Consider the following 25,955-nt stretch of genomic DNA (forward strand, 5'->3'; position numbering starts at 1 on the left):
CATGCTGCACTATTTCGAAAAGCAAAGCGGCCCTGCGGACAACCCGCCGGTGCGCGCCATTCTTGAGAACGTCAGCCGGCGCTCCTTCATCGGCGGCGTGTTGAAGACCTCGGGCGTCGCCTTGGCGCTGCAGATCGTTCCCGGTACGGCCAACGCATATGACGCGTACCCAACCGGCGCCGCCGGCATGCCGCACGGCGTCGTCAGCGATCCGCACGTCTTCGTCGCTATCGACAAGGACGGCCAGGTCACCATCGTCGCCCATCGCTCGGAAATGGGTACAGGCGCACGCACCAGCCTGCCCATGGTCGTTGCCGATGAGATGGAAGCCGATTGGCAGCGCGTTCGCGTCGTCCAGGCACCGGGCGATGAGCCTCGCTACGGCAACCAGGACACCGACGGCTCTCGCAGCGTGCGCCACTTCATCCAGCCGATGCGCGAGTGCGGCGCGGCCATGCGCTTCATGCTCGAAGCAGCAGCAGCCGTCCATTGGGGTGTCGACCGCTCGCTGTGCAAAGCGTCGAACCACGAGGTTGTCCAACTCTCCAAGGGCCCCGACGGCAAGCTCACCGAGTCGAAAAAGAAGATCGGCTACGGCGCGCTTGCGACCATCGCCATGGCGATGCCAGTGCCGCGGCCCGATCAGATCACGTTCAAGGACCCGAGCCAGTTCCGTTACATGGGCAAGGGCAAGACGCAGATCGTCGACCTGCACGACATCACGGTCGGCAAGGCGATCTACGGCGCTGATGTGCGACTTCCCGGCATGAAGCACGCGGTGATCGCGCGCCCGCCTGTCGTCGGCGGCAAGGTCAAGAAGTTCGATGCGAGCGAGACCAAGAAGGTGCCAGGCGTCGAGGCCGTGCACGAAATGGGTGGCTGGGCAGCACCTGCAAAGTTTGCTCCCCTCGGCGGCGTCGCCGTCATCGCCAACTCGACCTACGCAGCATTGCAGGGCCGCGAGAAGCTCGCGATCGAATGGGAGGATGGGCCAAATGCCGTCTATAACTCCCCGGCCTATCGCGATGCCATGATCGCCGCGGCGGCAAAGCCCGGGAAGGTGATCCGCAACCAGGGCGATGCCGACGCAGCCTTCGCCAACGCAGCCGAAGTGTTCGCCGCCGACTACACGCAGCAGCACGTCGCCCAAGCCTCTATGGAGCCGCCCGTTGCCCTCGCCCGCATCGTCGACGGCAAGATCGAGGTCTGGGCGCCGGTCCAGAGCCCCTATGGCACGCGCGAAGACATCGCCAAGACGATGGGCGTGCCGATCGAAGACGTAACTGTGCACGTGACGTTGCTCGGTGGTGGCTTCGGTCGGAAATCGAAGTGCGACTTCGCCATTGAAGCCGTGCAGCTTTCCAAGGCGCTCGGCGGCACGCCAGTGCGCGTGCAATGGACGCGCGAGGACGACCTGCAGCACGCGTTCTATCACACCACCTCGGCAGAGAGGATCGAGGTCGCACTCAACAAGGCCGGCAAGGTCACCGGCTGGAGGCATCGCACGGTTGCTCCGTCGATCCTGTCGACCTTCGCCGAGGACAGCGGCTACCAGTTCAAGATCGAATACGGCATGGGCTTTGTCGATATGCCGTTCGACATCCCGAACATCCGTTGCGAGAACGGACAGGCCTTCGCGCACACACGCATCGGCTGGTTCCGCTCGGTGTCCAATATCCCGCGCGCATTTGCGGTGCAGTCGTTTGTCACCGAGCTCGCCCATAAGCTCGGCCGCGATCCCAAGGACATGCTGTTGGAGATGATCGGCCCCGACCGCGTCATCGACATCAAGACCGCAGGCATGCCGGAGGACTTCTGGAACTACGGCGAGCCTTATCCGGAATTTCCCATCGATACGGCACGCCTGAAGAACGTTGTGAACGTCGCCGCGGACAAGGCCGGCTGGGGCAAAAAGCTCCCCGACCGGCAAGGTCTAGGTATCGCGGTCCACCGCTCGTTCGTCACCTATGTGGCGTCGGTCGTACACGTCGCGATCGACGACGATGGCACCATTCGCGTTCCTGAGGTCACGACCGCCATCGATTGCGGCTTCTACATCAACCCCGAGCGCATTCGCTCGCAAGTTGAAGGTGCGGCCGTAATGGGTATGTCGACGGCGATGTACAGTGGCATCACCTTCAAAGACGGACGCGCCGAGCAGTCCAACTTCGGCGATTTCTCCGTCGCGCGCATGGGGAACTTTCCGCAGAAGGTCAATGTGCACATCATCGAACCGACGTCACCGACGCACCACGCAACGGGAGTCGGTGAGCCCGGCGTTCCGCCCTTCGCTCCGGCACTCTGCAACGCCATTTTCGCTGCCACTGGCAAGCGGCTGCGCAGCTTGCCCACTGGGGAAAAGCTAGAGGCATAGCAACCGCCCACCCCACCGAGACCGGGATGCCGCTGAAGCGGCATCCCCAATGACCGCGAAATCTGCGGCTTCCCGCTGTCGTGTTGCATAACGCATGCACGACGGCGCGGTGACGTGCGGCTTTCGTAACCCCAATTCGAGGACCACCGACGATGCAGAACGAAGCGAACGACAAGCTGCGCGAAGAGCGCGAATGGTTGGACGCGATTTCCTCTGTCATCGCGTTCGATGGAACGCATCGCGCCGATGAGGTGCTGCAGACAGCCGTCGATGAGGCGCGTCGCTCCGGAGCCCAGCTTCCGTTTGCCGCACGCACCGCCTACGTCAACACCATTCCTGCCGACCAGGAGCCCAAGCACGAGGGCCACCTCGACGTCGAGCATCGCATTCGCTCCGCCATCCGCTGGAATGCGGCCATGATCGTGCTGCGTGCGAACAAGGATTCATCCGAACTGGGCGGCCACATCGCCAGCTTCCAGTCTGCAGCCACGCTGTACGACACGGGCTTCGAGCATTTCTGGCACGCACCATCCGCGACACACGGCGGCGATCTTGTCTTTATGCAGGGTCACTCCTCGCCTGGCATCTACGCGCGCGCATTCCTCGAAGGACGGCTCACCGAGGAGCAGATCTGCAACTTCCGGCAGGAAGTCGATGGCAACGGCGTCTCCTCCTATCCCCATCCCTGGTTGATGCCCGATTTCTGGCAGTTCCCGACAGTCTCCATGGGCCTTGGTCCGCTCATGGCGATCTATCAGGCGCGCTTCCTCAAATACCTCAAAGGTCGCGAGCTGCTCGACACCGACAGGCGCCACGTCTGGGTCTTCTGCGGCGATGGTGAGATGGATGAGCCCGAAAGCCTCGGCGCCATTTCGCTTGCCGGGCGCGAGAAGCTCGACAACCTCATCTTTGTCATCAATTGCAACCTGCAGCGGCTCGACGGCCCAGTGCGTGGCAACGGCAAGATCATCCAGGAGCTCGAGGGCAACTTCCGCGGCGCCGGCTGGAACGTGATCAAGGTCATCTGGGGTTCCAACTGGGACGAGCTTCTGGCGCGCGACACTTCCGGCAAGCTGCGTCAGCTGATGGAAGAGTGCGTCGACGGCGACTACCAGGACTTCAAATCGAAAGATGGCGCCTATATCCGAAAGAACTTCTTCGGCCGCTATCCCGAAACCGCCGCGATGGTTGCCGACTGGTCCGACGAGCGCATCTGGAAGCTGACGCGCGGCGGCCATGACCCCTCGAAAGTGTTCGCCGCCTACAAATCGGCCGTCGAGCACCGCGGACAGCCGACTGTCATCCTTGCCAAAACCGTCAAGGGATACGGCATGGGCAACGCCGGCGAAGCGCAGATGATCATCCATCAGCAGAAGAAGATGGAGATCGATGCCCTGCGCCAGTTCCGCAACCGCTTTCAGGTTCCGGTGCCCGAGTCAGAAATCGAGAAGCTGCCATTCATTCGCTTCGCCGAAGATTCCGAGGAGATGCGCTACCTCAAGGAGCGGCGCGATCGCCTGGGCGGATACTTGCCCGCGCGCCGCCGGCGCTCGGAGAGCCTTCCCGCTCCCACGCTGACGCAATTCGAAGGTCAGCTGAAGAGCACCGAGGATCGCGAGATCTCCACCACCATGGCCTTCGTGCGCGTGCTTTCCACTCTGCTGCGCGACAAGACCCTCGGGCCCCGCATCGTGCCCATCGTGCCGGATGAAAGCCGGACCTTCGGCATGGAAGGCATGTTCCGCCAGTTCGGCATCTTCAGCCAGGTCGGCCAGCTCTACCGTCCATCCGACGCTGGAGAGCTGATGTTCTACAAGGAGGACAGCCGCGGGCAGATGCTGCAGGAGGGCATCAACGAGGCAGGCGCCATGTCGTCGTGGATTGCTGCAGCGACCAGCTACTCCACCTCCAACTTTCCGATGATCCCCTTCTACATCTTCTATTCGATGTTCGGCTTCCAGCGCGTCGGCGATCTCGCCTGGGCAGCCGGCGACAGCCGCGCCCGCGGATTCCTCATCGGCGGAACGTCCGGCCGCACGACCCTCAACGGAGAGGGCCTGCAGCACGAGGACGGGCACAGCCATCTCCTCGCTGCCACCATCCCCAATTGCATCTCGTACGATCCCACCTACGCCTACGAGCTCGCGATCATCATCCAGAACGGCCTGCAGCGCATGATCGAGCGGCAGGAAGACGTCTTCTACTACCTCACCGTCCTCAACGAGAATTACACTCACCCGGCGATGCCCGAAGGCGTCGAGGAAGGCGTCATCAAGGGTATCTATCTTCTCCGCAGCACTGAGGGCGAGAAGGGAAGCCGCCGCGTTCACTTGATGGGCTCGGGAGCGATCCTGCGCGAGGTGATCGCCGGCGCAGAGCTGCTTGAAAAGGACTTCGGCATCGGTGCCGACATCTGGAGCGTTACCAGCTTCACCGAGCTGGCGCGCGAAGCTCAGGAGGTTGAGCGCTGGAACCTCCTGCATCCGTTGGAGACGCCTCGCGTTCCCTACATCACGCGCGTGATGTCGGATCGACCGGCCGGCCCCGCCATCGCTTCGACCGACTATATGAAAGCCTTCGCCGACCAGGTGCGCGCCTTCGTGCCGTACTCCTACAGCGTACTCGGCACCGACGGCTTCGGCCGCTCCGACTATCGCCGCCGCTTGCGCTTCCACTTCGAGGTTGATCGCCACTTCGTCGCCGTCTCCGCGCTCAAGGCGCTCGCGGACGAGAACAAACTTCCATCGACCGTCGTTGCCGACGCAATCGCGCGCTACGGCATCGACCCCGACAAGCCCAATCCGGTGAAGGCATGACCCGCACAACGTGGACCAGACAGCTATGAACACGATCGAAATCCGGGTCCCTGACATCGGCAGCTACGCCGACGTTCCCGTCATCGAGGTATTGGTGAAACCGGGCGACAGCGTTCGCGCCGAGGATCCACTGATCACGCTCGAATCCGATAAGGCGACGATGGAAGTCCCGGCCCCGTCATCGGGACGCGTCGCCGAGATCAACATCGGCGTCGGCGACAAAGTCAGCGCGGGCAGTCTCATCCTCAAACTGCTGCCCGAAGGTGCAGCCGCAGGCACAGCTGGCGACACCGCACAAATCGCCGATACCGCTGCTGCCGCATCCGCATCAGCGCCCGGCGGCAGTGCAGCTGAACAGAACGCAGCGCCGTCATCTCCAACTATCACGTCGAACGGCAACGGCCATGCAGGCCCGTTCCCGGCACCTACCGACTTCGGCAGCATCTACGCCAGTCCGTCCGTGCGTCGACTCGCGAGAGAACTCGACATCGACCCGACGAAGCTCAAAGGTACCGGCGACAAAGGCCGCATAACCAAGGACGACGTCAAACGCGCGTTGGGTGCCAGCGGTGCCGCGCAGGGAGCTGGCATACCGGCAATCCCCGCGCAGGACTTCGCCAAGTTCGGCCCCATCAGCACTAAGCCATTGTCGCGCATGAAGCGGCTGTCGGGGCCCCACCTCCACCGCGCCTGGCTCAACATTCCGCACGTCACGCACACCGACGAGGCCGACATCACCGAGCTCGAGGTGTACCGCAAACAGCTCGATGCTGCCGCGAAGGACAAAGGCTACCGTGTAACGCTGCTCTCGTTCCTGCTCATGGCAACCGTGACCGCGCTGAAGCAGCATCCCGAGTTCAATGCCTCGCTGTCTCCCTCCGGCGAGGAGCTGATCCTGAAGCATTACTTCAACATCGGCGTCGCCGTGGATACACCGGATGGCCTCGTCGTGCCGGTGATCAAGGATGTAGACCGCAAACGCATCATTGAGCTCAGTCAGGAGCTGGCAGGCGTCTCCCAAAAGATGCGCGACGGGAAAATCGCCCCGACGGACATCCAAGGCGCCACCTTCTCCATCTCGAGCTTGGGTGGCATCGGCGGAACCAATTTCACCCCCATCGTCAACGCGCCAGAGGTGGCGATCCTCGGCGTCGTCCGCGCCCGCATGACCCCCGTCTGGAACGGCGACAGCTTCGAGCCGCGCCTCATGCTGCCTCTGTGCCTCTCCTACGATCACCGCGTGATCGACGGAGCGCTCGCCGCACGCTTCACGCGTCGCCTTGCCGAAGTTCTCGGCGATGTCCGCCAACTCGTCCTCTGAGCCCAGCCCAGCGCAATGCCAAACCAGTCAGAACTGCAGACCGAGATCCTCGTCCTCGGTGCCGGCCCCGGCGGCTACACTGCCGCTTTCCGCGCCGCCGACCTCGGAAAGAAAGTCACGCTCGTCGAGCGCTCACCCGTGCTCGGCGGCGTATGCCTCAACGTTGGCTGCATCCCCTCAAAAGCATTGTTGCATGCAGCCAAGGTGATCGAAGAGGCCGAGGAATTCAGCGCCGCCGGCATTGCATTTGCGGCGCCGTCGGTCGATCTCGACAAGCTGCGCGGATGGAAGAATGACGTCATCAAACGCCTGACCGGCGGCCTTGCAGCGTTGGCCAAGCAGCGTGCCGTCAAAGTTGTAACGGGCACCGGGCGCTTCGTGTCCGCGCACAGCGTGGAGGTCACCGGCGCCAAGGGCGAAATCACGCGCATCACCTTCGATCAGGCAATCATTGCCGCCGGATCGGAGCCCGTGCGGCTACCGTTCCTGCCCACATCTGATCCACGCATCATCGATTCCACCGGCGCTCTCGAAATCACCGACATTCCCGAGACGATGCTCGTCATCGGCGGCGGTATCATCGGTCTGGAGATGGCAACGGTCTATCACGCACTCGGCACCCGCATCACCATTGCCGAGATGCTGGACCAGATCATTCCCGGTGCCGACGCCGACATCGTCAAGCCGCTGATGAAGCGGATCAAGTCCCAGTACGCCGCCATCCTGCTCGGCACCAAAGTCGCAAGCGTCGATGCATCCGGCAAAAAACTTGCCGTGACCTTCGCCGGGGCCAACGTCCCCGGTCCGCAGAGCTTCGACAAGATTCTCGTCGCCGTCGGCCGCTCGCCGAACGGCAAGACGCTGGCGCTCGAAAGCGCTGGCATCGCAGTCGACGAACGCGGATTCATCCCGGTCGATCGCCGCATGCGCACCAGCGTTCCGCACATCTTCGCTATCGGCGATATCGTTGGCCAGCCGATGCTTGCTCACAAAGCCGTGCACGAAGGAAAGGTAGCAGCGGAAGTCGCCGCCGGCATGAAATCCGCATTCGACGCCCGCGTGATTGCGTCCGTTGCCTACACCGATCCGGAAGTCGCCTGGGTCGGCCTCACCGAGGTCGAGGCTAAGACCAATGGCATCCGCAACGAGAAGGCAAGCTTTCCCTGGGCGGCTTCGGGGCGTGCATTGTCTTTGCGCCGCGACGACGGGCTTACCAAGATCCTCTTCGATCCGGACACGCATCGCATTCTTGGTTGCGGGATTGTCGGGCCTAACGCTGGCGATCTGATCGCAGAAGCCGCGCTTGCCATCGAGATGGGCGCCGACGCCACCGACATCAGCGCCACCATTCATCCCCATCCGACGCTATCGGAGACGATTGCCCAGGCAGCCGAGATGTTCGAAGGCACCATCACTGACCTGATGCCAGCCCCGCGCCGCAAGCCCTAGCGCAAAGCGCGCGGCAACCCCCAAGCTTCTAACAGCCTCGCCAATTGCGAAAGCCAATGACCGTGCGCGCCATTCATTGGGTAGTTTCTGCAAATCCGGTTTTCGCGGGCGGTCCACCACACTGTAACGCACGCAAGCCGAGTTACACGCCAACACACAACACCTGCACAGGCGCGTTCCCAATCGCGCAGAATACCTACGCTACTTCAAAGACTTATTGGCCAGCGAATATCTCCGCAGATTAAAGCACGCGGTGGCATACCGTTTGCAAAGATCAAAAATGGAGCCACATTCGAGCGTACTCATGCAGCACTCGATTGCTGGATCCGCCGTCGCGTAATCGGAGACGGGGGACGGGGGGGCCGCACCGGTACTATCGAGGCGCTTCTGCTCGGCGCATCGATAGTCCGGTCCGGCCGGGTTTCGCTCCATTGCCCGGCCTTGTGACCTCACCCATGACCAGCGGTCGGCTTTCTCGTCGCCAGCCGCTGGTCCCTCCGTCGATCCCGACTATGGCGTTACCGCCAGCGTAGGCCGTCCGCCACTTCGGATGCGCCGAAAGTGAGCTGCCCAGTTCGGCAGTCGTCTGCGTCCAATCTAGTTCTCCGATCAATCACAGCGCCCGGAGGCATCGCCTGCCGGGATGGTTCCTTGCTGGTCGTTTCCAGCGAGACGATCGGCTGCGTGCGAACGCTGAATGCAAAAAAGGATACAGGGAATGGCCTCAATCAATTGGTCCGCTTGGGCGAACGGGCTGCCACTACGCAGTACGGTTGCAGTACTGGCGACAGGATGCGCGCTCTTGGGCGCCGAACCAGCGCGTGCGCAGACCGTGTTCGATGTCATCGGCCCGCACGAGTACGATTTGCCGGTGAACTTCGATCCGTTCAACGTGTTCGTTCAGTACGCCTACGTTCAGAACGACTCGCAACGTTGGGACGCAAACGGCGATCTAGTCGCTGGCTCGGGTGCTCAGCGCATCGTCGGACTATCGAAATACGTCCACTTCTGGACGCCGGACTTCAACCGCAACATCGGCCTCGCGTGGGAAATCATCCAGCCGGAAATCTCGATCCGGGATCGCGATGCGGTGGATCCCGCGGATCGCCACCGCAGCGGCTTCGGCGACACCTACACGGGCTTTGCTGCCTGGTTCAAGCCGACACCCCAATCGACTCTCGGTATCCAGTCGTTCCTGCAGATCCCCTGGGGCGACAAGAGCGTCAGCGACGGCAACTGGAAAAACCTCACCAGCATGCTGTGGTACACGCCGCTGATCTGGGAACTCGATTGGACGGGCGATGCCGGTTTCATGTGGCAATCGCCGTTGGTCGACGGCGTCAAGCCCGGCACGACATTCTACACCAACAATCGCTTCGGCTGGCGCGTCAATCAGTGGCTCGAGCCGTTCATCGCTCTCGATTATGAGCATTCCGACGCCTACGGCATCGTTCCGGAATCCTGGGTGTTCGACGGCGGTCTCGGCGTCATGGTGTTTACGTACAAGGGCCAGTCGATCACCGCCCGCTACTCGACCAGCTTCAAGGGACAGAACCATTCCGACAACAACAGCTGGAACCTGAAGTACGTCTACACTTGGTGACGCACGACACTGCGTGGCGGGCCGAGTGCTCGCCACGCAGGCTTCAAGCAAATGAACGAGCGTAAGTGCCAATGGCGAGCCAATCGCTCTCCCGCGACGCCAGAGTTGGCCATCCCAAAGGCTTGAAAAGAATGGTGGGTGATGAAGGATTCGAACCTTCGACCCGCTGATTAAGAGGCAAGGAATTACTCAAGTTCCTCAACGCGCATTGCTACTTTGGCGGCTTTTTGGGTTGTATAGAAGTCAATGACTTAGCGGCGCTGGAGCAACGCGTTGTCTCTGACAGTTGAGACAATGGCACGCCGTCTGTCACGGACGAAAAGTCCCATATGCGGAAGTCGATGCACTCCCCCCTTTCTCTACCGACGTGACCTCCGCAACGTCTGCTGCGGGAGGTAAAGCGGCCCATCGCGCGCGGCGCGCTAAGGCCCGGTGGGCATGATCGGTACGGTGGCGCCCGGCCGTTGAAGCGCATCAACCACGGCACGCGCATACCTCGTTTTCCTGTCGACTACGGTGCCGTGTTCATGATGAGCCGCAATGCACTTCTCCATCTGGCGTGTGAGCTTCACGTGGCGTTCGCGCGCCTATGGCCCGCCGCCGCGCCTATCGGCTCGCCATGTGCGAATAGGACTCCGGTCCCGGCGGCGCGCTGGCGCGACCTCTGACCGCCAGCCCTTGCGGTGTTGACTTTCGGGGCCTCGGCCCCATGTTAGGGGCATGTTCGTACCCGCCATATATTACTTGAAGCTCCCCGGTGAGGGTGGCGACGCCGCAGGCCTTTAGGCCCGGCGCGGCTTTTAACGTGCCCCGCCCGCCGGGATCACTGAACAACCCGAGCAGCAACGCGAACAGCGATTCGCATCTTCGTCATGTGTGCGCCCCAGAGCGCAGGCACCGAGGTCATCATGCTTCAGCGTCTTCACAACGCATCCCTACCCCCTATCGTCGTCGGCCGGTCCGACGAGCACCGGTTGACCGCGCTCGCCATCGCAGCAACGCTGACCGGCTCAGCGGGAACCGTGGGCCACACCTTGCTGTTCGAGATGGAGCGGGCCGACGTGGTGGGCGACGCCGATGTTCCCGACGATGTGGTGCGCATGGAGTCCGTCGTGGACTTCAGTATCGACGACGCCAAGCGTCGGCGCGTCCGCCTAGTCTATCCGGCGGATGCCGACATCGACAGCGGGAAGATCTCGGTGCTGACGCCGATCGGCACCGCGCTAATTGGCATGTCGCCGGGACAGGCGATCCCGTTGGAGGGGCCGGACGGCTGCGCGCACACGCTCGCTGTGCTGTCGGTGGCACCGGCCGAGTCCCGCAGGCCTCAGAAGGCGCGCGTCGCCGCAGGATCCTGATCCTGGCACGGCGGCAAAGCCGCCGGAGCCAGGCGAGTACCACTTCCACCACCCTTTGTATGAGAGGCCGCGCCCCCATGCGCGGCCGATGGAGCGCGCCATGACCAGACTGCCGCCTTGCCAACTCTCTGTGAGGGATTTCCACGTTCTCGAGCAGTTGTTCGACAGCGACATCACCGACCCGGTGTTCTATCGGCTGCTGCGCGCGAAGATCGCCGGAGCGGCGGTCATCGCGCACAGCGTCATGGACTGCAACGTCGCGACGATCGGCCGCCGCGTGGATTTCATCATCGACGACCAGCTTTGCGAGAGCCTCGTCCTGACCGCGGAGCCGGGAACGCGCCCGTCGCGGCTGACGCTGCCGGTGACGACGCTGCGCGGGCTTGCGTTGCTAGGGCTCAAGGGCGGCGACGAGAGCACGCTTGAAATGCCATACGGCCGACAGGAGCGACTTCGCCTGACGAAGGTCTATCAGACGCGCGAAGACAATGTACGCCCGTTACATCGCGCAGCACCGCGCGGACAGTTTCCCGGCGACGACGATCCGGGTCCAAGGGCAGCGTGACGTCTGACTGGCTCGACCCTTGGGTTGAGTCACCCACCCGTTGTTTAACGCAATGCGTTCGACAGGCGTCGGTCTAGGTGCGTTGGCGGTCCAAGTCGTTCGACATTGGCCCGCAGTTGAGATCAGACCTTGTCAGCTCTGGAGAGCATTGCCGGCGCGACTTCTGCTAATTCGGCAGCGCGACCGCTGCGCCCATTAGTGGAAGTTGCCTGCTCGACGGTGCCCCCTTAGTTCCCATGTTTGCTTTCTGGCTAGGATCCTCACCGGCTTGCTTGGCTCATGTCGAGCAGGATTGGAACTGCAAACGCGTTCACCGCCAGCACCACTCCTCAAGGGGGGAGGATGAGCGGCACACTGGTATTCATCGCCACGATGCTGCCGACGCTTGCCTGTCCAGGCAGGTGCGCAAGAAGATCAAAAGACAGCCCGAGCATCCCCAATTAGCGCGCCCTGACGAGCGGATGTTGACCTCAGTCAACCTTGGAACGGACACCTAGATGCGCCGTCAGAGCCGTGAGCTCCCGCGTATCGCCGGCGCCCGAGACAAGGACCTTTACGTCATCCGTGCTCACTAGAGTCGAACTAATCGCCTCATCCTTCATGAGCGCGAACGCGGTTGAGAGCGCGTCGGCCGTGGTTGCCATATCTGCAACCACGGACACATTTCTCAAAGGCTCGGCGCATGTACCCGTCACTGGATTGAACAAGTGATTGTAGTGCCCTCGCTCATCGAACTGAAATCCATGCGCACCCGAGGTCGCGACGGACCTGTTCGTTGCGGGAATTTCGAACCCTGAGACTTCGGCCTGCGAACCCTCGATCGCAATCCGCCAAGGCTGGCCGTCAGGACGCGCGCCGAGTGCGCGAATCTCGCCCATATCCACGAGGCAGTTCTGAATCCCGGAGGCTCGTAGACGCTCGACAACGCGGTCCGTGATGTAACCTTGCGCGATGCCATTGAGGGTCAACCCCATTCCCCGACGCGCGAATACGACCTTATCGCGGTCGAAGCGCACGTTCCCCCAACCGACCAGATCAAGTGCATCTCTTATCTTCGCGGAAGACGGTCCCTGGGAAGCATCGCGAACAACCGCAAAATGATCCGCATGGCAGCGCCAGAGCGGCTGCACGGAAGGATCGAAGGCGCCGCCGGTCAGGCGCCAGAAATGATCGCACGAAGCCAAGAGGTCCGACAGCTCGGCGGGAGGCGCCGCCAGCACCCCGCTGCGGTTGAGTTCGCACAGCGTGGAATCTTCCCGGTAGAGACTGAATATCTGCTCCAGCCGCTGCGACTCGGCGACGACTTGATTGATGAGGTCCGCCGCTGCAGCTCTGTCGGGATGGTGAATGCGAATGGTAGCGACGCTGCCAAGCGAGATGCCGCGCCACTCTACGAGGGACCCCGCCGCGGCCGTCCTCGGCGCGCCGATCGGTACCACAGCCAATCCGGCGGCCGCGGCGCTGATCGTCAGGAACCTGCGTCTGCCGACTTTGCGCTCCATGCATCCTCCTAGGGTGATGGTGAGCCCGCCGGGCCACCATGGCCAACGTGCGGTTCGGCACCGCCTGCGCCGGGCTCCGAGCCGAGGACGTAGTCCTTGGGTACCTCTTCGAAAGTGACGACGCGGCCGCCATACTCGACGGCAAACTTTTCGGCGGCAACTCGGTCGGAGAAGGGAATCGTCTCCGGCGCTCCCATGCCACCCTGCCTGCTGCTGCCGATGACGAAGAATGCCTTGCGCGCATCGACCCAGTTGGTGGGGCCTGGGCTGTCCCAGGATGGCGCCTTCGCCATGTCCGACACGTAGATGGCGCGAATGTCCTTGGCTTCGTCGGGCAGCATCGTAAAGGAGAAAGCATCGCGAGCAGAGGAGAACCACATGGGCTCGCTCGAACTGCCAAGGATGATCTGACCCTTCGGGCCCTTGTGCTCAAGCAGGTTCATCCCGCAGTAATGCCCCACCGCCTCGGCGGAGAGCGCGCGCGGGACGGGAGGTGCCTTAGGCGCCTCTTCCGTGCATGCAGCGAGTGCGATCGTGCCGAGGGCGACGCCAATCAGGGCAAACGTCTTCATAGCTCCCTCCGGGAAAAGGCGAGGACAGCGAGCCCCAGCGGTAGCAAGGCCCACGTCAAGAGCGCGGCCAGCAGTAGCAGGGGACCCAGCGTCATCGTCTCGGCAAGCCCCGCCATTCCGGAGAACAGGCTAACGTTGGCGGAGCCGGCAAGATTGAACATGCGATAGATGTCGGCTGGGTTGGCAAGCAGGAGCGCGCTCAGGACGCCAGCCGATATCGTGCGGCCCTGATCGAGGACGAGCAGGCCAAGCAGGGCCATGTCGTAGAGGACGACGAAAAGCAGCCAAATCCCGATGGCAATTCCAGCCGCAGTGGCCCGCTCGCGAACGAGCGCACTGATGAGATACCCGATGGCGATGAAGACAGCACCTAACAGCACCGATGATCCGATCATCATGGCGAAGGCGGTCAGGCTGTCAGCGTCGATCTCTGTGCCTGAGGTGGCGAGTAGGATTACGGCAGCGCCGTAGCCGAGGACGGTCGCAAAAGCGAGGATCGCGAGGTGACCAATGAATTTGCCGAGCAGGACCTGCCAGCGCCCGACGGGGTAGCTTAACAGCAAGAGCATGGTGCCGCGCTCGATCTCCCCCACGATCGCATCGTGCGAGATCAGAAGTGCAATCAACGGCAGGAGGAAGATGGTGAGGCTCGAAAGACTGACGATCACCACATCAAGAGCACGCACGCCGACGGTGCCCGTCGGTGCGCTGCCGAGCAGGGTGAGCGTCAGGGCAAGCGCGGCCAACAGAAGCGTCGTGGCGAGCACCCAGCGATTGCGCAGGCTCTCCTGGATCTCCTTGCCGGCAATCACGAGCATGTTTCTCATTGCGCCGCGCCCCTTTGCAAGAAATGGGCGTAAACCTCGTCGAGCGTAGGTGGCACCACGTCGACGTCGACGATGGGAGCACCAGCGCCCGTTACGCGTCGCAGCAGCGCGATCTTGTCCTCCGCAACGGCATCGATTTCGACGATGTGTCCGTTCACTTGGCGCCAGCTCGGAAGTGCGCCAAGCCAGTTGGGAATGCCGCTGGCGCCCTCCGCGACCGTGAGACGGATCTTCGAGGGAAGCCGGGCAAGGTGCCGCAAGTCATCGAGCGATCCGTTGGCCACCATCGTCCCCCGGTTCATGATGATCACGCGCCCTGCCCGCTCACCGAGCTCGGCGAGGGCATGCGACGAAAGCACCACCGTCGCTCCCCGGCTGCGCAGCGTTTCAACAATTTCGTAGAACTCGAGGCGCAGGGCCGGATCGAGGCCCGTAGTTGGCTCGTCCAGCAGCAAGACTTGCGGCTCTCCTATGAGCGCCTGCGCCAGGCCGAGACGCTGTCGCATGCCTTTGGAGTAGGTCCCGACCCGCCGTTGGGAGGCCACACCAAGGCCGACCTGATCGAGCAGCGAAAGCGCCTGTGCGACGGGCTGTTCCTTCAGGCGCGCGTAAAAGGAGAGCACCTCGCGTCCTGTCAGCGCCGCATTGAAGGACACGTTCTCGGGCAGATAGCCGAGGCGGCGCCGCGCGGCGAACTCGCCAGCCGCTGGATCTTCACCCAGCACGCGGACCGTCCCTGCCGACGGGCGGACGAGGCCCAGCATGAGCTTCAACAGCGTCGTCTTGCCGGCGCCGTTGTGACCCACGAGCGCGATAACCTCCCCCGCATGTAGATCGAAGGAGACGTCGCGCACCGCTTCAATCGCTCCGTAGTGCTTGGTCAGGCTCCTAATCTCTACGGTCGGCATCAGGATCGACCTCCGCCTTCCGCAGTCCGCCGAGGGGGCGACATCAGGGGGTGGCTGTCGACGACACCTCCCGGAAGCAGCGCGGGAAACTGGGTCTGGGCCCAGCGAAGGATCTGCACTGCCGGACTGTTGACGAGCACTTTGGCCTGCGGAACCGACCATAGGACTTTGTCGATGAGATCGTTGGGTCGGTAGGCTGCATCGGCGATGCCGTCGCCGTTGAGATCAAACGCCGGATTGTCGCTCCAGTAATTGCCGCGCCCGTCTTTCGACCAGTCGAGGTAGCGGGTACCGACGTACTTCACCTGATTGCGGTTGTTGACGAAGGAGTTGCCCGAGATCTCGTTGCCCTCGGAGCCAGCAGTAAAATGGATGCCGATTTCGCATCCTTCGAACCGGTTGCCGCGGAACCGGTTCTTGTTGGCGTTGTAAATGAACACGCACTTTTCCGGTCCGTTGCGCGCTCCCGCCAGGGGCGCTTGCATCTCGTCGGCCGTCGGCAGCCCATGCTCAACTGCTTCCTTGCTGCGCATGCCCGGACTCGCCCAACGCTCCGCCGGCTGGAGTCGGCCTCGCACCTCGTTGCCGGCGATCTCGGAGCCGTTGGCAAAGTTGAAGAGCAGCCCACGGTCCCGGTCGCCGTCGGAGACGTTGTCGGTGACCTTCAGGCGGTGGGAGTACATGATGGCGAAGCCCGCGGTGTTTCCCGTCGAGATGTTGTCGCTGACCTCGCTGTCGTTCGTGTACATGTAGTGGATCGCGAAGCGCAGGTCGCGAAACCGGTTGCCCTTGAAAACGTTGCCCTTGCTCGCGACGACGAAGATGCCGTCGCGGCCGAAGCGGATATCATTGTCAAGAACCTTGGCACCCGGCGCGTTCCACACCGATACGCCATTGCCGGCCTCGTTGACGCGGCCCTCCTTGATACCGACGATGGTGTTCTTGCGTGCGACCGCGTTCGTGGCGCCGTGCAGGTAGATGCCGTAGAGATTGCCCTCGATCTGGTTGCCTTCGACGAGCGCACCCGCGGCTGCCTGCTCGACAAACACGCCCGCATCCATCGCCTCGAGGTTCGTGCCGGAGCCGCGGATGATGAGACCGCGGACCACGGCGTTCGGGCCCGCAATGGTGACTACGCTACCACGACCCGAGCCTTCGAGCACCGCGCCCGGCGCGCCTTCGAGCGTCACTTTGCGCGTGACGCGGATCGGGCCGCGATGGCGACCCTCCAAGACTATGGTGTCGCCATCTGCGGTCTTGTCCAAAACAGCCTGCACGTCTGGCCCGCCGGGGATCAGCACGATACGTTCTGCGCAGGCGACCGGAGCCGTGCAGGCGGTTAAGACTAGCGCCCACGCCAGACGGCAGAAGGCCTGGGCCATCGCTACACGTTCCGCGGCTCGACCAGCATGCGGCCTTTCATCTCCATGTGCATGGCGTGGCAGAACCACGTGCAGAAGTACCAGAAGACGCCGGGCCGATCCGCTATGAAGGTGACGGACGACGTCTGCTGCGGTCCGATCTCCATGTTGATGCCGTAGTTCACGATGCAGAACCCGTGTGTCAGATCCTCGACGTCATCCACGTTGGTGACGCACACCGTCACCTCGTCTCCCTGCTTGACCATGAAGCTATCCAATCCATAGGCGGGGGCGGCCGAAGTCATGTAGACCCGCACCTTGTTACCGTCGCGGATCACTTTCGAGTCCGCTTCCAGCGTGATGCCGTCCGCCTTGGCCTGCTTCACGGTATCGGCGAAGAACGGATCGTCCCTCTTCCAGACATGAAGCGGATTGATCTTTGATCGATGCACGATCGTCGCATCGTGCGGCTCGGCAAAGCTCGGCCCATCGTGGACGAGCACCATCTTGTCGCCGGAGATATCGATGAGCTGATCGTTCTCCGGCTTGAGCGGGCCAACATTCAAGAACCGGTCCTTCGAGAACTTGTTCAGAGAAATAAGCCATTTTCCATCGGCCTCCTTGGTCTGTCCCATGGAGGTGTGGTTGTGCCCGGGCTGGTAATGCACATCGATCTTCTGGATAATCGGGTTGACTTTCTCGCCCCTGAACGCGCGCTTGGCCGCGTCGATGTTCCATTTCACCACCTGGCTGTCGAGGAACAGCGTGGTAAAGGCGTTGCCCTTGCCATCATAAGCGGTGTGCAACGGTCCAAGTCCCAACTCGGGCTCGGCGACGACCGTATCGCGTGGCTGGATCTTGTCGTCGAAGAGGTCGTCGAACTTGCGCACATCGAAGACAGTGACCGTCGGCGAGAGCTTGCCGTTGGCGACGACGTGAATGCCATCGGGGGCCGTATTCATGCCGTGCGGGCTGTTCGGGACAGGCACGTAGCGAGTGTAGGGGGAGCCATGTCGCCCGTCGATTACGGGCACTCCATTCATCTCCTTGAAATCACCCTTCTTGACCGCCTCTTCGATGCGTTTGATGTTGAAGATCGTGATCCAATCCTGCTCCTTCGCCATCGTTTCGGCGAGAGTGACACCCTCTTCGGAATTGTAGCAGGTGGAGAAGCAATACTTGCCCTGGTAGTCCGCGTCGACATTGTCGAGGTTGCCGTCGACGATCACCTGCCAAGCGACCTTCATGGTTTCGCCGTCGATGGCGCTAAACACAGAGTGATACTGCTTAGGGTCGTCAAGCACCTTGCCGTCATTGGGCAGGGGCACTCCGTCCTCTCCATTGCAGAATACGTAGCCTGTCTTGGGATACTTCTGCACGCGCAGCCCATGCACCGTATGCTGGTTCGGGAGCTGTATGATCTTGTCGCATTTCATGATGTCGAGGCGTATGCGGCAGACACGCGTGTTCGCCTTATCGTTGGCATACAAGTAGCGGCCGTCATACGTGCCGTCGGTGAAGGAGACGTGGGGGTGATGCAAGTCCCCGTTCATGTAGGTGCCGCCCCGGGTTTTCAGGAAATCACGCGCTTCCGGCGTAAGCCCCTCTGTCAAGATCTTCAGGCTCTCGTTGGTCTGACCCCAGCCGGTGGCACTGCAGCGGTTGAACACCGGAATGCGCATCAGTTCGCGCATGGACGGGAGGCCCAAGATTCGCACTTCTCCACACTGACCGCTGGATGAGAATACGTAATACTCATCCAGTTCACCTGGCCGAACCTCCGTCGTTCCGTGTGGGCTTGCTCCGCCTTTCGCAGGCGCCGGTTGCGCTTGAGCCTGCATGCCGTCACTGAAGCGGGCAAGACCAATGCCGCCCGCGGCGCCGGCTGCCGTGGCCGCGGCTGCCGTCCCAAGCATGCCTCGCCGCGTGAATCCGCGCTTGTCGTTCTGATCAGTCATGGGAACCTCCTTCTCCGCGTGTCGGCCAAAGCCTGATTTTAGGCATCCTGAAATTCTGCGACATGAGTTTGGTCAATCGGCCGATAGCGGGTTGACCTGGTGCGGGGGCGCTATCGCGCATGGAGGGAGACGATAGCGCCTCGCGTTTCGCTCGCTTGAGCCGGATCTGGATCATATGGGGGCAGCGGTGATCGTCCCAATAGAGCTCCTGGCAATGCATACAATAAATGCATTCATTTACATTGATGTGTCCTTCCGGATGAATTGACTGCACCGGGCATTCGTTCGCGCATCGCTGGCAGGGCGAGCCGCATTCGGGCCATCGCCGCAGCCATTCGAACATGCGTATGCGGCCGGGAATCGCCAGCGCAGCGCCGAGCGGGCATAGGTAGCGGCAGAAGAAGCGCTCGATGAAGAGCCCAACGCCCAGCAGAAGCACCGCATACGCGACGAAGGGCCATTCGCGCATGAACTTCAGGACGATCGCTGTCTTGAACGGCTCGACTTCGGAGAGCTGCTCGGCGAAGGCTATCGAATAGAACGACATTCCGAACAGGAATAGGAATATGATGTATTTTATGGGCCACAGACGTTCGTGCAGATCCCACGGCACGCGGATCTGCGGGACGCGCAGGGCCTTGGCGACGTTGCTGGTGAGCTCCTGCAGCGCCCCGAAGGGGCAGAGCCAGCCGCAGAAGGGACCGCGTCCCCAGAAGAGCAGCGCGGCGGCCACCGACGACCACAGAATGAAGATGAGTGGCGAGGTGAGGAAGTATTCCCAATTGAAGCCCGTGATCAGCGAGTTGGTGAAGGTCAGAACATTGACCACGGAGAGCTGCGCGTTGGCGTACCACCCTAGCCACACCAGCGTGAATAGAAGAAACCCGCGACGCACCCAGGTGTAAAGGTCGGGTCGGCGGACGAGCTGGTTCTGGAAGAAGAAGATAGCCGTCAGAACGAGGATGGCTACACCGGTGACCGCAACAGATGCGGCGTTCCGGTGCCACATCTGCTTCCACAGTGGTTCCTCGCTGTCGATGTGCGGGCCAGGACCCGCACTGGGCGTTGCTTGCCCATCGCGCGCTGTGCCTGGCGGCGTATCGGCCGCCACTTTCGGCAGCGGCTGCTCGCGCTTCGTGTATCGTTCCGGCAACGTGTAACCGAGACTGAAGGTGAGGAACGCCTTCTCGCGCGCGCCCGTGGCGCGCTGCACGAGCAGCTGCAGCTCCCATGGTTCGGTGGGATCAAATGCGAAGTCCTCGGGAACCGTGAACAGGCTGATCTCGCGCAAGGCCGGAGCTCCCGCGGCCGCAAGATCTCCGAGGCGCTCATGATTGCGGTCGCGAAAGCGAGTGCCCGAGCCGTCCTGCAGCAGCTCGATGCGATCGAATATGCCGCCACGGACGTAGCCCGAACCCTTGAACGAATAGATTCCGTCGCCCGCGACGAGAATGGCCTGCTGTCCGGGCTTGAGGCGACGGAGAAGCTGGTCATAGCCGCTCTCGCCCAAGAGGCTCTTTCCGATCGTCGGCACGCTGACCAAGGCTGTATAGAGGTCGATGAAAGTCTCGTGCGAATCCCCGGCCTCCGCGTGCTTTGCGGCCTCCTTGTTGCCGGACTTCTCGAACGCTTCATTGACCTCCTCGACAGTGAGGCTGAGCCGGCGGATCGAGCCATCGCCGAGCAGGCTCGCCCAGTCCCGGATCTCGCTTTGGCTGAGGTCGATCACTCTCCTGGCGACCACTTCGGCACCAGGCCCAGTGGGTGCGGGCGACAAGCGACCGCTACGCACCAAGCGCACAGCCGAGCGCACGACGCTATCGGCCATTACCAGAACGGTGACGGTGGCTCCGCTGACGATGTCGGGCTGCGGCGGGCGCTCCTTGCCGGCGGCAATCGGTGCGACCGACTTGCCGACGAGCTTGTTGATCGCCTCCACCACGCGACGCTCGGGCACGCCAACGAGAACGATCGGCTCTTTGTGCTCGACAAGCTTGAGGCCCGTGATGACACCCTCGGGATCGATACCGATGAGCATGCTCACCGGCTTACCCGAGTAGCCGATCGCGCCGGTGAAATCCGTGTTCAGGTAGACGTAGCCGAGCAGCCGATCGCCTGCGAAGACAGGTAAGATCGGCGGATCGCCTTGCGGCTCTCCGAAGCGGGTGGCCTGCTTGAAGAATTCCTGGGGCGTTGCGCGTGCCGCAAACTCGCTGAGACGCGACGCGGCGGCCGCAACATCAGAATGCCACAGCAGAAAGACAGCCACGAGAATGCCGGCTGCGCGTCCAAGATGGCCGCAAAGCCGAGCCGAACGCTTAAAATTGTGCGCACATCGCATATAAGGCTCGTACCATCTTCCGCCCTTGATCAGTTGATCTGGGATAAGGGGTGGGGCAAGCTTAGATCTCGGCGCTTCTGGGGTTAAGATCGTGTCATCATTGAAGGCCGAACCGGCCGGACCTGTCAGATCGCTCGAAGAACTCTTTGCCATCGCGCACGCGATGGAGTGCGATGCGGTGGCCAGGTACACTGAAACTGCGGCTCAGTTGCGTCAACAGGGCGGCGAGCAGCTCGCCGGCGTCTTCGAACATCTCGCCGACGTCGAGCGCGGTCACGTCCGCCAGGTGGACTTGTGGGCCGAACGCAGCGAGCGGCCCGAGCCGTCCCGGACCCCGCTTCCGTGGACCATTCCTGACACCTTCGATGCGCCGCCCGGCGAGACGGCGAAATCGAAACTTCTCACTCCATACCGAGCCCTGGCGTCCGCAGTCCGCCACGAGGAGCGTTCGTTTGCATTCTGGACCTACGTGGCAGCCCACGCCGATAGGACGGACGTCAAGGAGGCCGCCGAGCAGATGGCCCTCGAGGAATTGGAGCATGTGTCTCTCCTGCGCCGCGAACGACGCAAAGCCTTTCATGTCGAGGGAGAGGCAGCCAACCCTGCCTCCGTACCCATCGCCCTGAAGGCACTTGCCGCCTTCGAGCGGCACCTTGCGGAGGCGATTGACCAGCGTCCCGAAACCGCGGCCGGCGGCGAATTTGCCGCGACCATCGTGACCGAAGCAAAGCGCGCTGCCGCGATGTTGGAGGGGATGGAAGCAGCGCACGGGCCCGCTCCGGCCATGCCGCCTCTGCCGTTAGGTGCGGAGGCCGATCTGGTTGCCGTATCCGAATACTTGGTTGATGCCTATTTGCGTCTCGCAGAGATTTCGACAGAAGCAGAAACACTATCGGCCGCACAGAAACTAGCGGCAGTAGCGATCTACCGGCTGGCGACCCTGAGAGCAGTCGCTTCCGGAATTGATGGCCACTGAGGCCCAGTCTGCCAACGCCTCTCGAGCCCGGAAAACCATTCTATCGAAGACCAAATCGCCGCAGTCGTTGAGTACCGGGCGGCGGAGACGACTTCCCAACTCTTTAGCGCAGGCTGAAGGCCGTCATCGCGCCAAGGAGCACGAGAAACACCAGCAGCGCCTGTCTTTGACGCTGCCTGTCGAGCCGGCCTTTGCCGGCTCCATAGTCGAACCGCTCATAAAGAACCGAGCGCCGGGGAACGCCCGCGTCCAACAAAGCATCCGCCGCGACTTCCATCATCCGCGGCGGCCCACAGATGAGAGCTACGGCTCCCCGCGGATCAGCCGCACCCAAGAGGGCACGGATATGGTCTGCTTGGAGCGGGCCGGGGGCGAAGTCCTTTTCGCCCGGGCCTTCATCGACAAGAATGTGGATGGACAAATCGAGCTGCGATTGCAGAGCCCGCAGGCGATCAAGGTAGACGAGGCCGCTCTGCTTGCGAGCCGCGTAGAGAAGGCGATATGGCCTTCGATCTCCGTCTGCCGCTGCGTGCTCCAGCATCCCAAGTAGTGGCGCGATACCGGTCCCGCCCGCGATCAAGAATACGGGGGCTCTATCCGGCGGGACGATAAAGCTTCCGTGGGGCCCATCAATGGCCACGCGCGTACCCAGCGCGACCTTCGCAAAGGTGCGCGTGCAGTCCCCAACCTCGCCGATCACGAGACGCAAGCGGGGTAGCGCGGCCGGAGCCGACGCAATGGAGAATGGATGATCGTGAAACGGGGGCCGGTTGGGCGCCAGCGTCATCCAGATGAATTGTCCTGGGCGGAACCGCAGTCTGGTCGTCGTCGGACCACGCAGAACCATCTCGACGAGGCGCTCGCCGAGCCGCTGCACATTCTCGACGCGCCAGTCCTCACGCCACATGCGCCACGGCCGGACGACATAAACTAAGAGGATCGCACAAGTGGCCCCGGATGCGAGTAGCATCCAAACGAGGCGTACCGGCCCCTGCGCGCTGTAGTGTCCGACACTCAGCGTGTGATGGAGAACGAGACCTGCTGCCAGGATTGCCAGCGGACCGTGTGCAACACGCCAATACTCATAGCGCATGAAAGGATGCGTGCGCAGGGTAGCGAGGGTCACGATGATGATGATGACCGTGAGCGCGACAACACCGCTGCGCAAGCGCGGACCTCCCAGCATTCCGCTCAGGCGGTACCAGGCCGCAACCGGATCCGTGAGCAGCGTGCCGGCCAGATAGCCCAACGGATGCAGAAGCGCGAAGGCGAGAAGGACGTAGGCGGCGATGCGGTGGAATCCCATAGTGCGGTCGATGCCGATGCGCCCAGAGACGCTTTCGTAGCGCCCGGAGCTCAGAAACTGCAGCAACAACAAAGCCGCGGCCGTGAGCCCTAAGGCGGTCGCAAACTCGACAGCGATGCGCGCTGGCTTGATCCCTGTTGTGATCGCAGCGAGCATCGGCAGCAGGGCCGCTACGACAAAGAGCAGCGCAACTACAAGCCCCGGCGTCCCGGGACGACGCGCATACGCGCTTGCCTCCTGGGTCAGGGATGCCTTCTCCGGAAGTATCAAGCGTAACCTCCATCTGCAGCATCGGCACCCAGCGGGAAAGAGAAGCCAGGAGCAAGTCGGCGAGTAGTAGCTTTCAGTGAGAAGAGCCAATCTTCGATCCTAGGTAGCCTTTCCAGTGAGCATTTCTTTGAGCACCGCCGCTTCATTATGCTCGACGTCCCGCGCTCCGAACAAAAGCGTCACCGGCCCATTGCGCGCACGCGATCGCAGCAGAGCAAGGGCACTATCCTGCTCAACCAGTTCAGCGCGATATCGCGCCTTGAATTGCCTCCATCGCTTGGGGTCGTGGCCGAACCAGCGGCGAAGCTCGGTCGAGGGGGCGATGTCTTTCATCCACAGATCGAGAGCTGCGCGCTGCTTGGAGATGCCGCGCGGCCATAGGCGGTCGACAAGCACGCGGAAGCCGTCGGATCGCGCCGCCGGCTCGTACACCCTCTTGATCTGAACCCGACCCATGTCTCGCCCATTCAGCTCGCCGAGCTCAGCATGCCGGGGAAATCCCGCCGCTTCAGCGCGATGCTCTCCAGAGTATGCCTGTCAAGCTCGGCCAAAAAAGCGCCGAGCGCTGAGCGAAGCACGCCTTGCAGCTTGCAGCGCTGCGTGATGATGCACTGATTGCCAGTGCTGAAACACTCAACCAGTGCGAAATCAGGCTCGGTTGCGCGGACGACGTCGCCTAGATTGATCTCGGAGGCCGCCTTCGCCAATCGCAATCCGCCGTAACGGCCCCGAACGGCGGTCAGGTAGCCGGCACGGGTCAGCGTATTCACGACCTTCATCAGGTGCGACCGCGAGATTGCGTACGCGTCAGCCATCTCCTCGATGGTGACAAGTCGATCGCCCGCTGCATGAGCAAACATCAGCACGCGCAAGGCGTAGTCAGAGAACCGGGTGAGCTGCATCCAATTGCCTCACGGTTTATTGATGCACGCTATATGGACATGCTAAAAGATACATTCTAGATGCTTGTTTAGAAGGAGGTTCGCTCCTCGAACCTCGAACACTAAGGAGGATCGGCATGTTCAGACTCATCGCATGCACCGCTGCACTTTCGCTCGCCGCTTTGTCGCCGGCCTTCGCGGAGGCCGCACCTGACCTTACCTTGGTCAAGGTGCAGGCATCCGCCCTGGTGCCCGTTAAGACCTCCGATCGCACGCCCGACAATGCTCATCCTGATCGCACGCCCGGCGCGAGCATTACCGGGGCGGCCGGCACCGAGGTGGCGCGGACCCCGTTCGGGACGTCCGATCGGACCCCGGAAAATCACTACACCCACCCCTCGAACTGACAAATCTCGCTCAATCCGACTGATAGGAGGTGACCGATGTCACATCTACAAGAACCAAGGCCTGGCATCGGGCACAACGCTCCCTCAGCGGACAGCGAGCGGGCCGGCCGCGAGGGCGCTGTCGATTACGACGACGGCCTCCTCGCGGTCGCGGGCCCGATCATGATGCTGGCTTACGCGGGCGCCCTGGGCGTGGCTGCATTCACCTTCTTCGGTAGCGGCGATGCCTTGTTTGCCGTCGTCATCAGCATCGGATTCGCACTGACCTTTTTTCTCGTCCCGCTCCTCATGCGCCGCGTGAGAGCTGCACGCGATCAACGCTGGCAGCGCGATACAGCGCACAGAACAAGCGCAATGGTTGACCTATGGACCGGACCCATCCGTCGCTGGGAAGGCGTAGCGCAAATTATCAGCGTCCCCCTCGCGGTCCTATTCGGCTTTACCGCACTCGCCGTGATCTGGACCGTGACGGCCTAGCTGCCGTGGACAGCACATACATAGGAGGATGACATGATAGAGAGGCAGAACCGCGCCGAATTGCATCTGCTGGCACTGACGTCATGCCTGGTCCTACTATCGGCGACTAACGGCAACGCGGAGCAACGCTACGTCGCCAAGCTGCAGCCCCTCAATGCGGCTAAAATCGGAACCTCCACAAGCGGAAACGCCGACCTTGAGGTGGCCGATGGCAAGCTGACTGTCTCCATCGATCTTGCAGGCCTCACGCCGGGCCTGATGCACTTGCAGCACTTTCACGGATTCCCCAATGGCAAGGATGCGAGCTGTCCAACTGCCAAGGAGGATACGAACGGGGATGGCTATATCGATCTGATCGAGACGGAGGCTGTCGCGGGGACAACCATGCTGCCGTTCCACAAGCATCCGGTCACGCTCGAGATCCCCAACGACACCTATCCCGTCGCAGATGACAAGGGCGTCGCTAGCTACAGGCATTCCGACCAGGTCGACGAACTCGAGAAGGCCTTGCAGGAGAAGTTTCAGGCGCCGGTTCTCGATCTCGGCAAGCGGGTGATCTTCGTGCATGGCGTCGCAAGCGACGCGAAACTTCCCGCGTCGGTGAAGTCGCTGCCCGGCGTACCGGCGCAAGTCACGATCCCCGTGGCATGCGGCAAGATCGAAGTGGTGAAATAGCGGAGCGC

General features: G+C 62.2%; 21 protein-coding genes. 11 read left to right on the forward strand and 10 right to left on the reverse strand.

Annotation, left to right across the window (positions count from 1 at the left end; genetic code table 11):
- Position 1: 1 nt before the first annotated feature.
- The 7 genes from ACP15D_RS02925 (at position 2) to ACP15D_RS02955 (ending at position 11,486) form a co-directional block, all read left to right on the forward strand.
- Positions 2–2,374, forward strand: a complete 2,373-nt coding sequence (locus tag ACP15D_RS02925; protein ID WP_424956074.1) for a molybdopterin cofactor-binding domain-containing protein — start codon at positions 2–4, stop codon at positions 2,372–2,374.
- Positions 2,375–2,526: 152 nt separating this feature from the next.
- Positions 2,527–5,190 carry a pyruvate dehydrogenase (acetyl-transferring), homodimeric type gene (gene aceE / locus ACP15D_RS02930; protein WP_424956075.1) on the forward strand — a complete coding sequence of 888 codons (2,664 nt, stop codon included), beginning with the start codon at positions 2,527–2,529 and terminating at the stop codon, positions 5,188–5,190.
- A gap of 25 nt (positions 5,191–5,215) precedes the next feature.
- Positions 5,216–6,511: a 2-oxo acid dehydrogenase subunit E2 gene (locus ACP15D_RS02935; RefSeq protein ID WP_424956076.1), complete on the forward strand. Its 1,296-nt coding sequence runs from the start codon at positions 5,216–5,218 to the stop codon at positions 6,509–6,511.
- 15 nt (positions 6,512–6,526) lie between these two features.
- On the forward strand, positions 6,527–7,960 hold the full coding sequence (gene lpdA / locus ACP15D_RS02940; RefSeq protein WP_424956077.1) for a dihydrolipoyl dehydrogenase: 1,434 nt from the start codon (positions 6,527–6,529) through the stop codon (positions 7,958–7,960).
- 802 nt (positions 7,961–8,762) lie between these two features.
- Positions 8,763–9,563 (forward strand): transporter, encoded by an 801-nt coding sequence (locus tag ACP15D_RS02945; RefSeq protein WP_424956078.1) that lies wholly within the window; start codon positions 8,763–8,765, stop codon positions 9,561–9,563.
- Between the two features lie 908 nt (positions 9,564–10,471).
- On the forward strand, positions 10,472–10,921 hold the full coding sequence (rnk, locus tag ACP15D_RS02950; protein ID WP_424956079.1) for a nucleoside diphosphate kinase regulator: 450 nt from the start codon (positions 10,472–10,474) through the stop codon (positions 10,919–10,921).
- A 100-nt stretch (positions 10,922–11,021) separates the two neighbouring features.
- Entirely contained in the window at positions 11,022–11,486 is a 465-nt protein-coding gene (locus ACP15D_RS02955; RefSeq protein ID WP_424956080.1) for a hypothetical protein, read from the forward strand.
- Between the two features lie 470 nt (positions 11,487–11,956).
- Here ACP15D_RS02955 and ACP15D_RS02960 read toward each other — a convergent pair whose 3' ends face one another.
- Genes ACP15D_RS02960 through ACP15D_RS02990 form a run of 7 tightly spaced genes read right to left on the reverse strand, consistent with a single transcriptional unit; the run spans position 11,957 to position 20,955 of the window.
- Entirely contained in the window at positions 11,957–12,988 is a 1,032-nt protein-coding gene (locus ACP15D_RS02960) for an FAD:protein FMN transferase (RefSeq protein WP_424956081.1), read from the reverse strand.
- A gap of 8 nt (positions 12,989–12,996) precedes the next feature.
- The gene (locus ACP15D_RS02965; protein WP_424956082.1) at positions 12,997–13,560 is read right to left on the reverse strand and encodes a nitrous oxide reductase accessory protein NosL; all 564 of its coding nucleotides are present in this window, start codon (positions 13,558–13,560) and stop codon (positions 12,997–12,999) included.
- A complete protein-coding gene (locus ACP15D_RS02970; protein ID WP_424956083.1) occupies positions 13,557–14,387 on the reverse strand; it encodes an ABC transporter permease subunit in 831 nt (276 codons plus the stop codon). Before ACP15D_RS02970 ends, ACP15D_RS02965 begins: the two co-directional genes overlap by 4 nt.
- The gene (locus tag ACP15D_RS02975) at positions 14,384–15,298 is read right to left on the reverse strand and encodes an ATP-binding cassette domain-containing protein (protein ID WP_424959162.1); all 915 of its coding nucleotides are present in this window, start codon (positions 15,296–15,298) and stop codon (positions 14,384–14,386) included. The genes ACP15D_RS02970 and ACP15D_RS02975 overlap by 4 nt, the downstream gene beginning before the upstream one ends.
- Positions 15,295–16,677, reverse strand: a complete 1,383-nt coding sequence (locus tag ACP15D_RS02980; RefSeq protein ID WP_424956084.1) for a nitrous oxide reductase family maturation protein NosD — start codon at positions 16,675–16,677, stop codon at positions 15,295–15,297. Before ACP15D_RS02980 ends, ACP15D_RS02975 begins: the two co-directional genes overlap by 4 nt.
- A gap of 2 nt (positions 16,678–16,679) precedes the next feature.
- Positions 16,680–18,614, reverse strand: a complete 1,935-nt coding sequence (gene nosZ / locus ACP15D_RS02985) for a TAT-dependent nitrous-oxide reductase (RefSeq protein ID WP_424956085.1) — start codon at positions 18,612–18,614, stop codon at positions 16,680–16,682.
- Positions 18,607–20,955: a 4Fe-4S binding protein gene (locus tag ACP15D_RS02990; protein WP_424956086.1), complete on the reverse strand. Its 2,349-nt coding sequence runs from the start codon at positions 20,953–20,955 to the stop codon at positions 18,607–18,609. Before ACP15D_RS02990 ends, nosZ begins: the two co-directional genes overlap by 8 nt.
- Positions 20,956–21,046: 91 nt before the next feature.
- Between ACP15D_RS02990 and ACP15D_RS02995 the strand changes: the two genes are divergently transcribed.
- Positions 21,047–21,931, forward strand: coding sequence for a ferritin-like domain-containing protein (locus tag ACP15D_RS02995; RefSeq protein WP_424956087.1), 885 nt, complete (start codon positions 21,047–21,049; stop codon positions 21,929–21,931).
- Positions 21,932–22,034: 103 nt separating this feature from the next.
- Here the strand turns inward: ACP15D_RS02995 and ACP15D_RS03000 are convergent, their stop codons facing one another.
- The 3 genes from ACP15D_RS03000 to ACP15D_RS03010 form a co-directional block, all read right to left on the reverse strand.
- A complete protein-coding gene (locus ACP15D_RS03000; RefSeq protein ID WP_424956088.1) occupies positions 22,035–23,507 on the reverse strand; it encodes a ferredoxin reductase family protein in 1,473 nt (490 codons plus the stop codon).
- Between the two features lie 99 nt (positions 23,508–23,606).
- A complete protein-coding gene (locus ACP15D_RS03005) occupies positions 23,607–23,963 on the reverse strand; it encodes a DUF488 domain-containing protein (protein ID WP_424956089.1) in 357 nt (118 codons plus the stop codon).
- 11 nt (positions 23,964–23,974) lie between these two features.
- Positions 23,975–24,409: an RrF2 family transcriptional regulator gene (locus ACP15D_RS03010; protein WP_424956090.1), complete on the reverse strand. Its 435-nt coding sequence runs from the start codon at positions 24,407–24,409 to the stop codon at positions 23,975–23,977.
- A gap of 116 nt (positions 24,410–24,525) precedes the next feature.
- On the opposite strand from ACP15D_RS03010, the gene ACP15D_RS03015 reads away from it, so the two are divergent.
- From ACP15D_RS03015 to ACP15D_RS03025, 3 genes are read left to right on the forward strand one after another with little or no spacing between them, the layout of a single operon-like run.
- Positions 24,526–24,795 (forward strand): hypothetical protein, encoded by a 270-nt coding sequence (locus tag ACP15D_RS03015; protein WP_424956091.1) that lies wholly within the window; start codon positions 24,526–24,528, stop codon positions 24,793–24,795.
- Positions 24,796–24,831: 36 nt separating this feature from the next.
- Positions 24,832–25,272 carry a hypothetical protein gene (locus ACP15D_RS03020; RefSeq protein ID WP_424956092.1) on the forward strand — a complete coding sequence of 147 codons (441 nt, stop codon included), beginning with the start codon at positions 24,832–24,834 and terminating at the stop codon, positions 25,270–25,272.
- Between the two features lie 33 nt (positions 25,273–25,305).
- Positions 25,306–25,947 carry a hypothetical protein gene (locus ACP15D_RS03025; RefSeq protein WP_424956093.1) on the forward strand — a complete coding sequence of 214 codons (642 nt, stop codon included), beginning with the start codon at positions 25,306–25,308 and terminating at the stop codon, positions 25,945–25,947.
- The last annotated feature ends 8 nt before the right edge of the window (positions 25,948–25,955 follow it).

The sequence above is a fragment of the Hyphomicrobium sp. 1Nfss2.1 genome (assembly GCF_965243865.1).
Classification (GTDB): domain Bacteria; phylum Pseudomonadota; class Alphaproteobacteria; order Rhizobiales; family Hyphomicrobiaceae; genus Hyphomicrobium_A.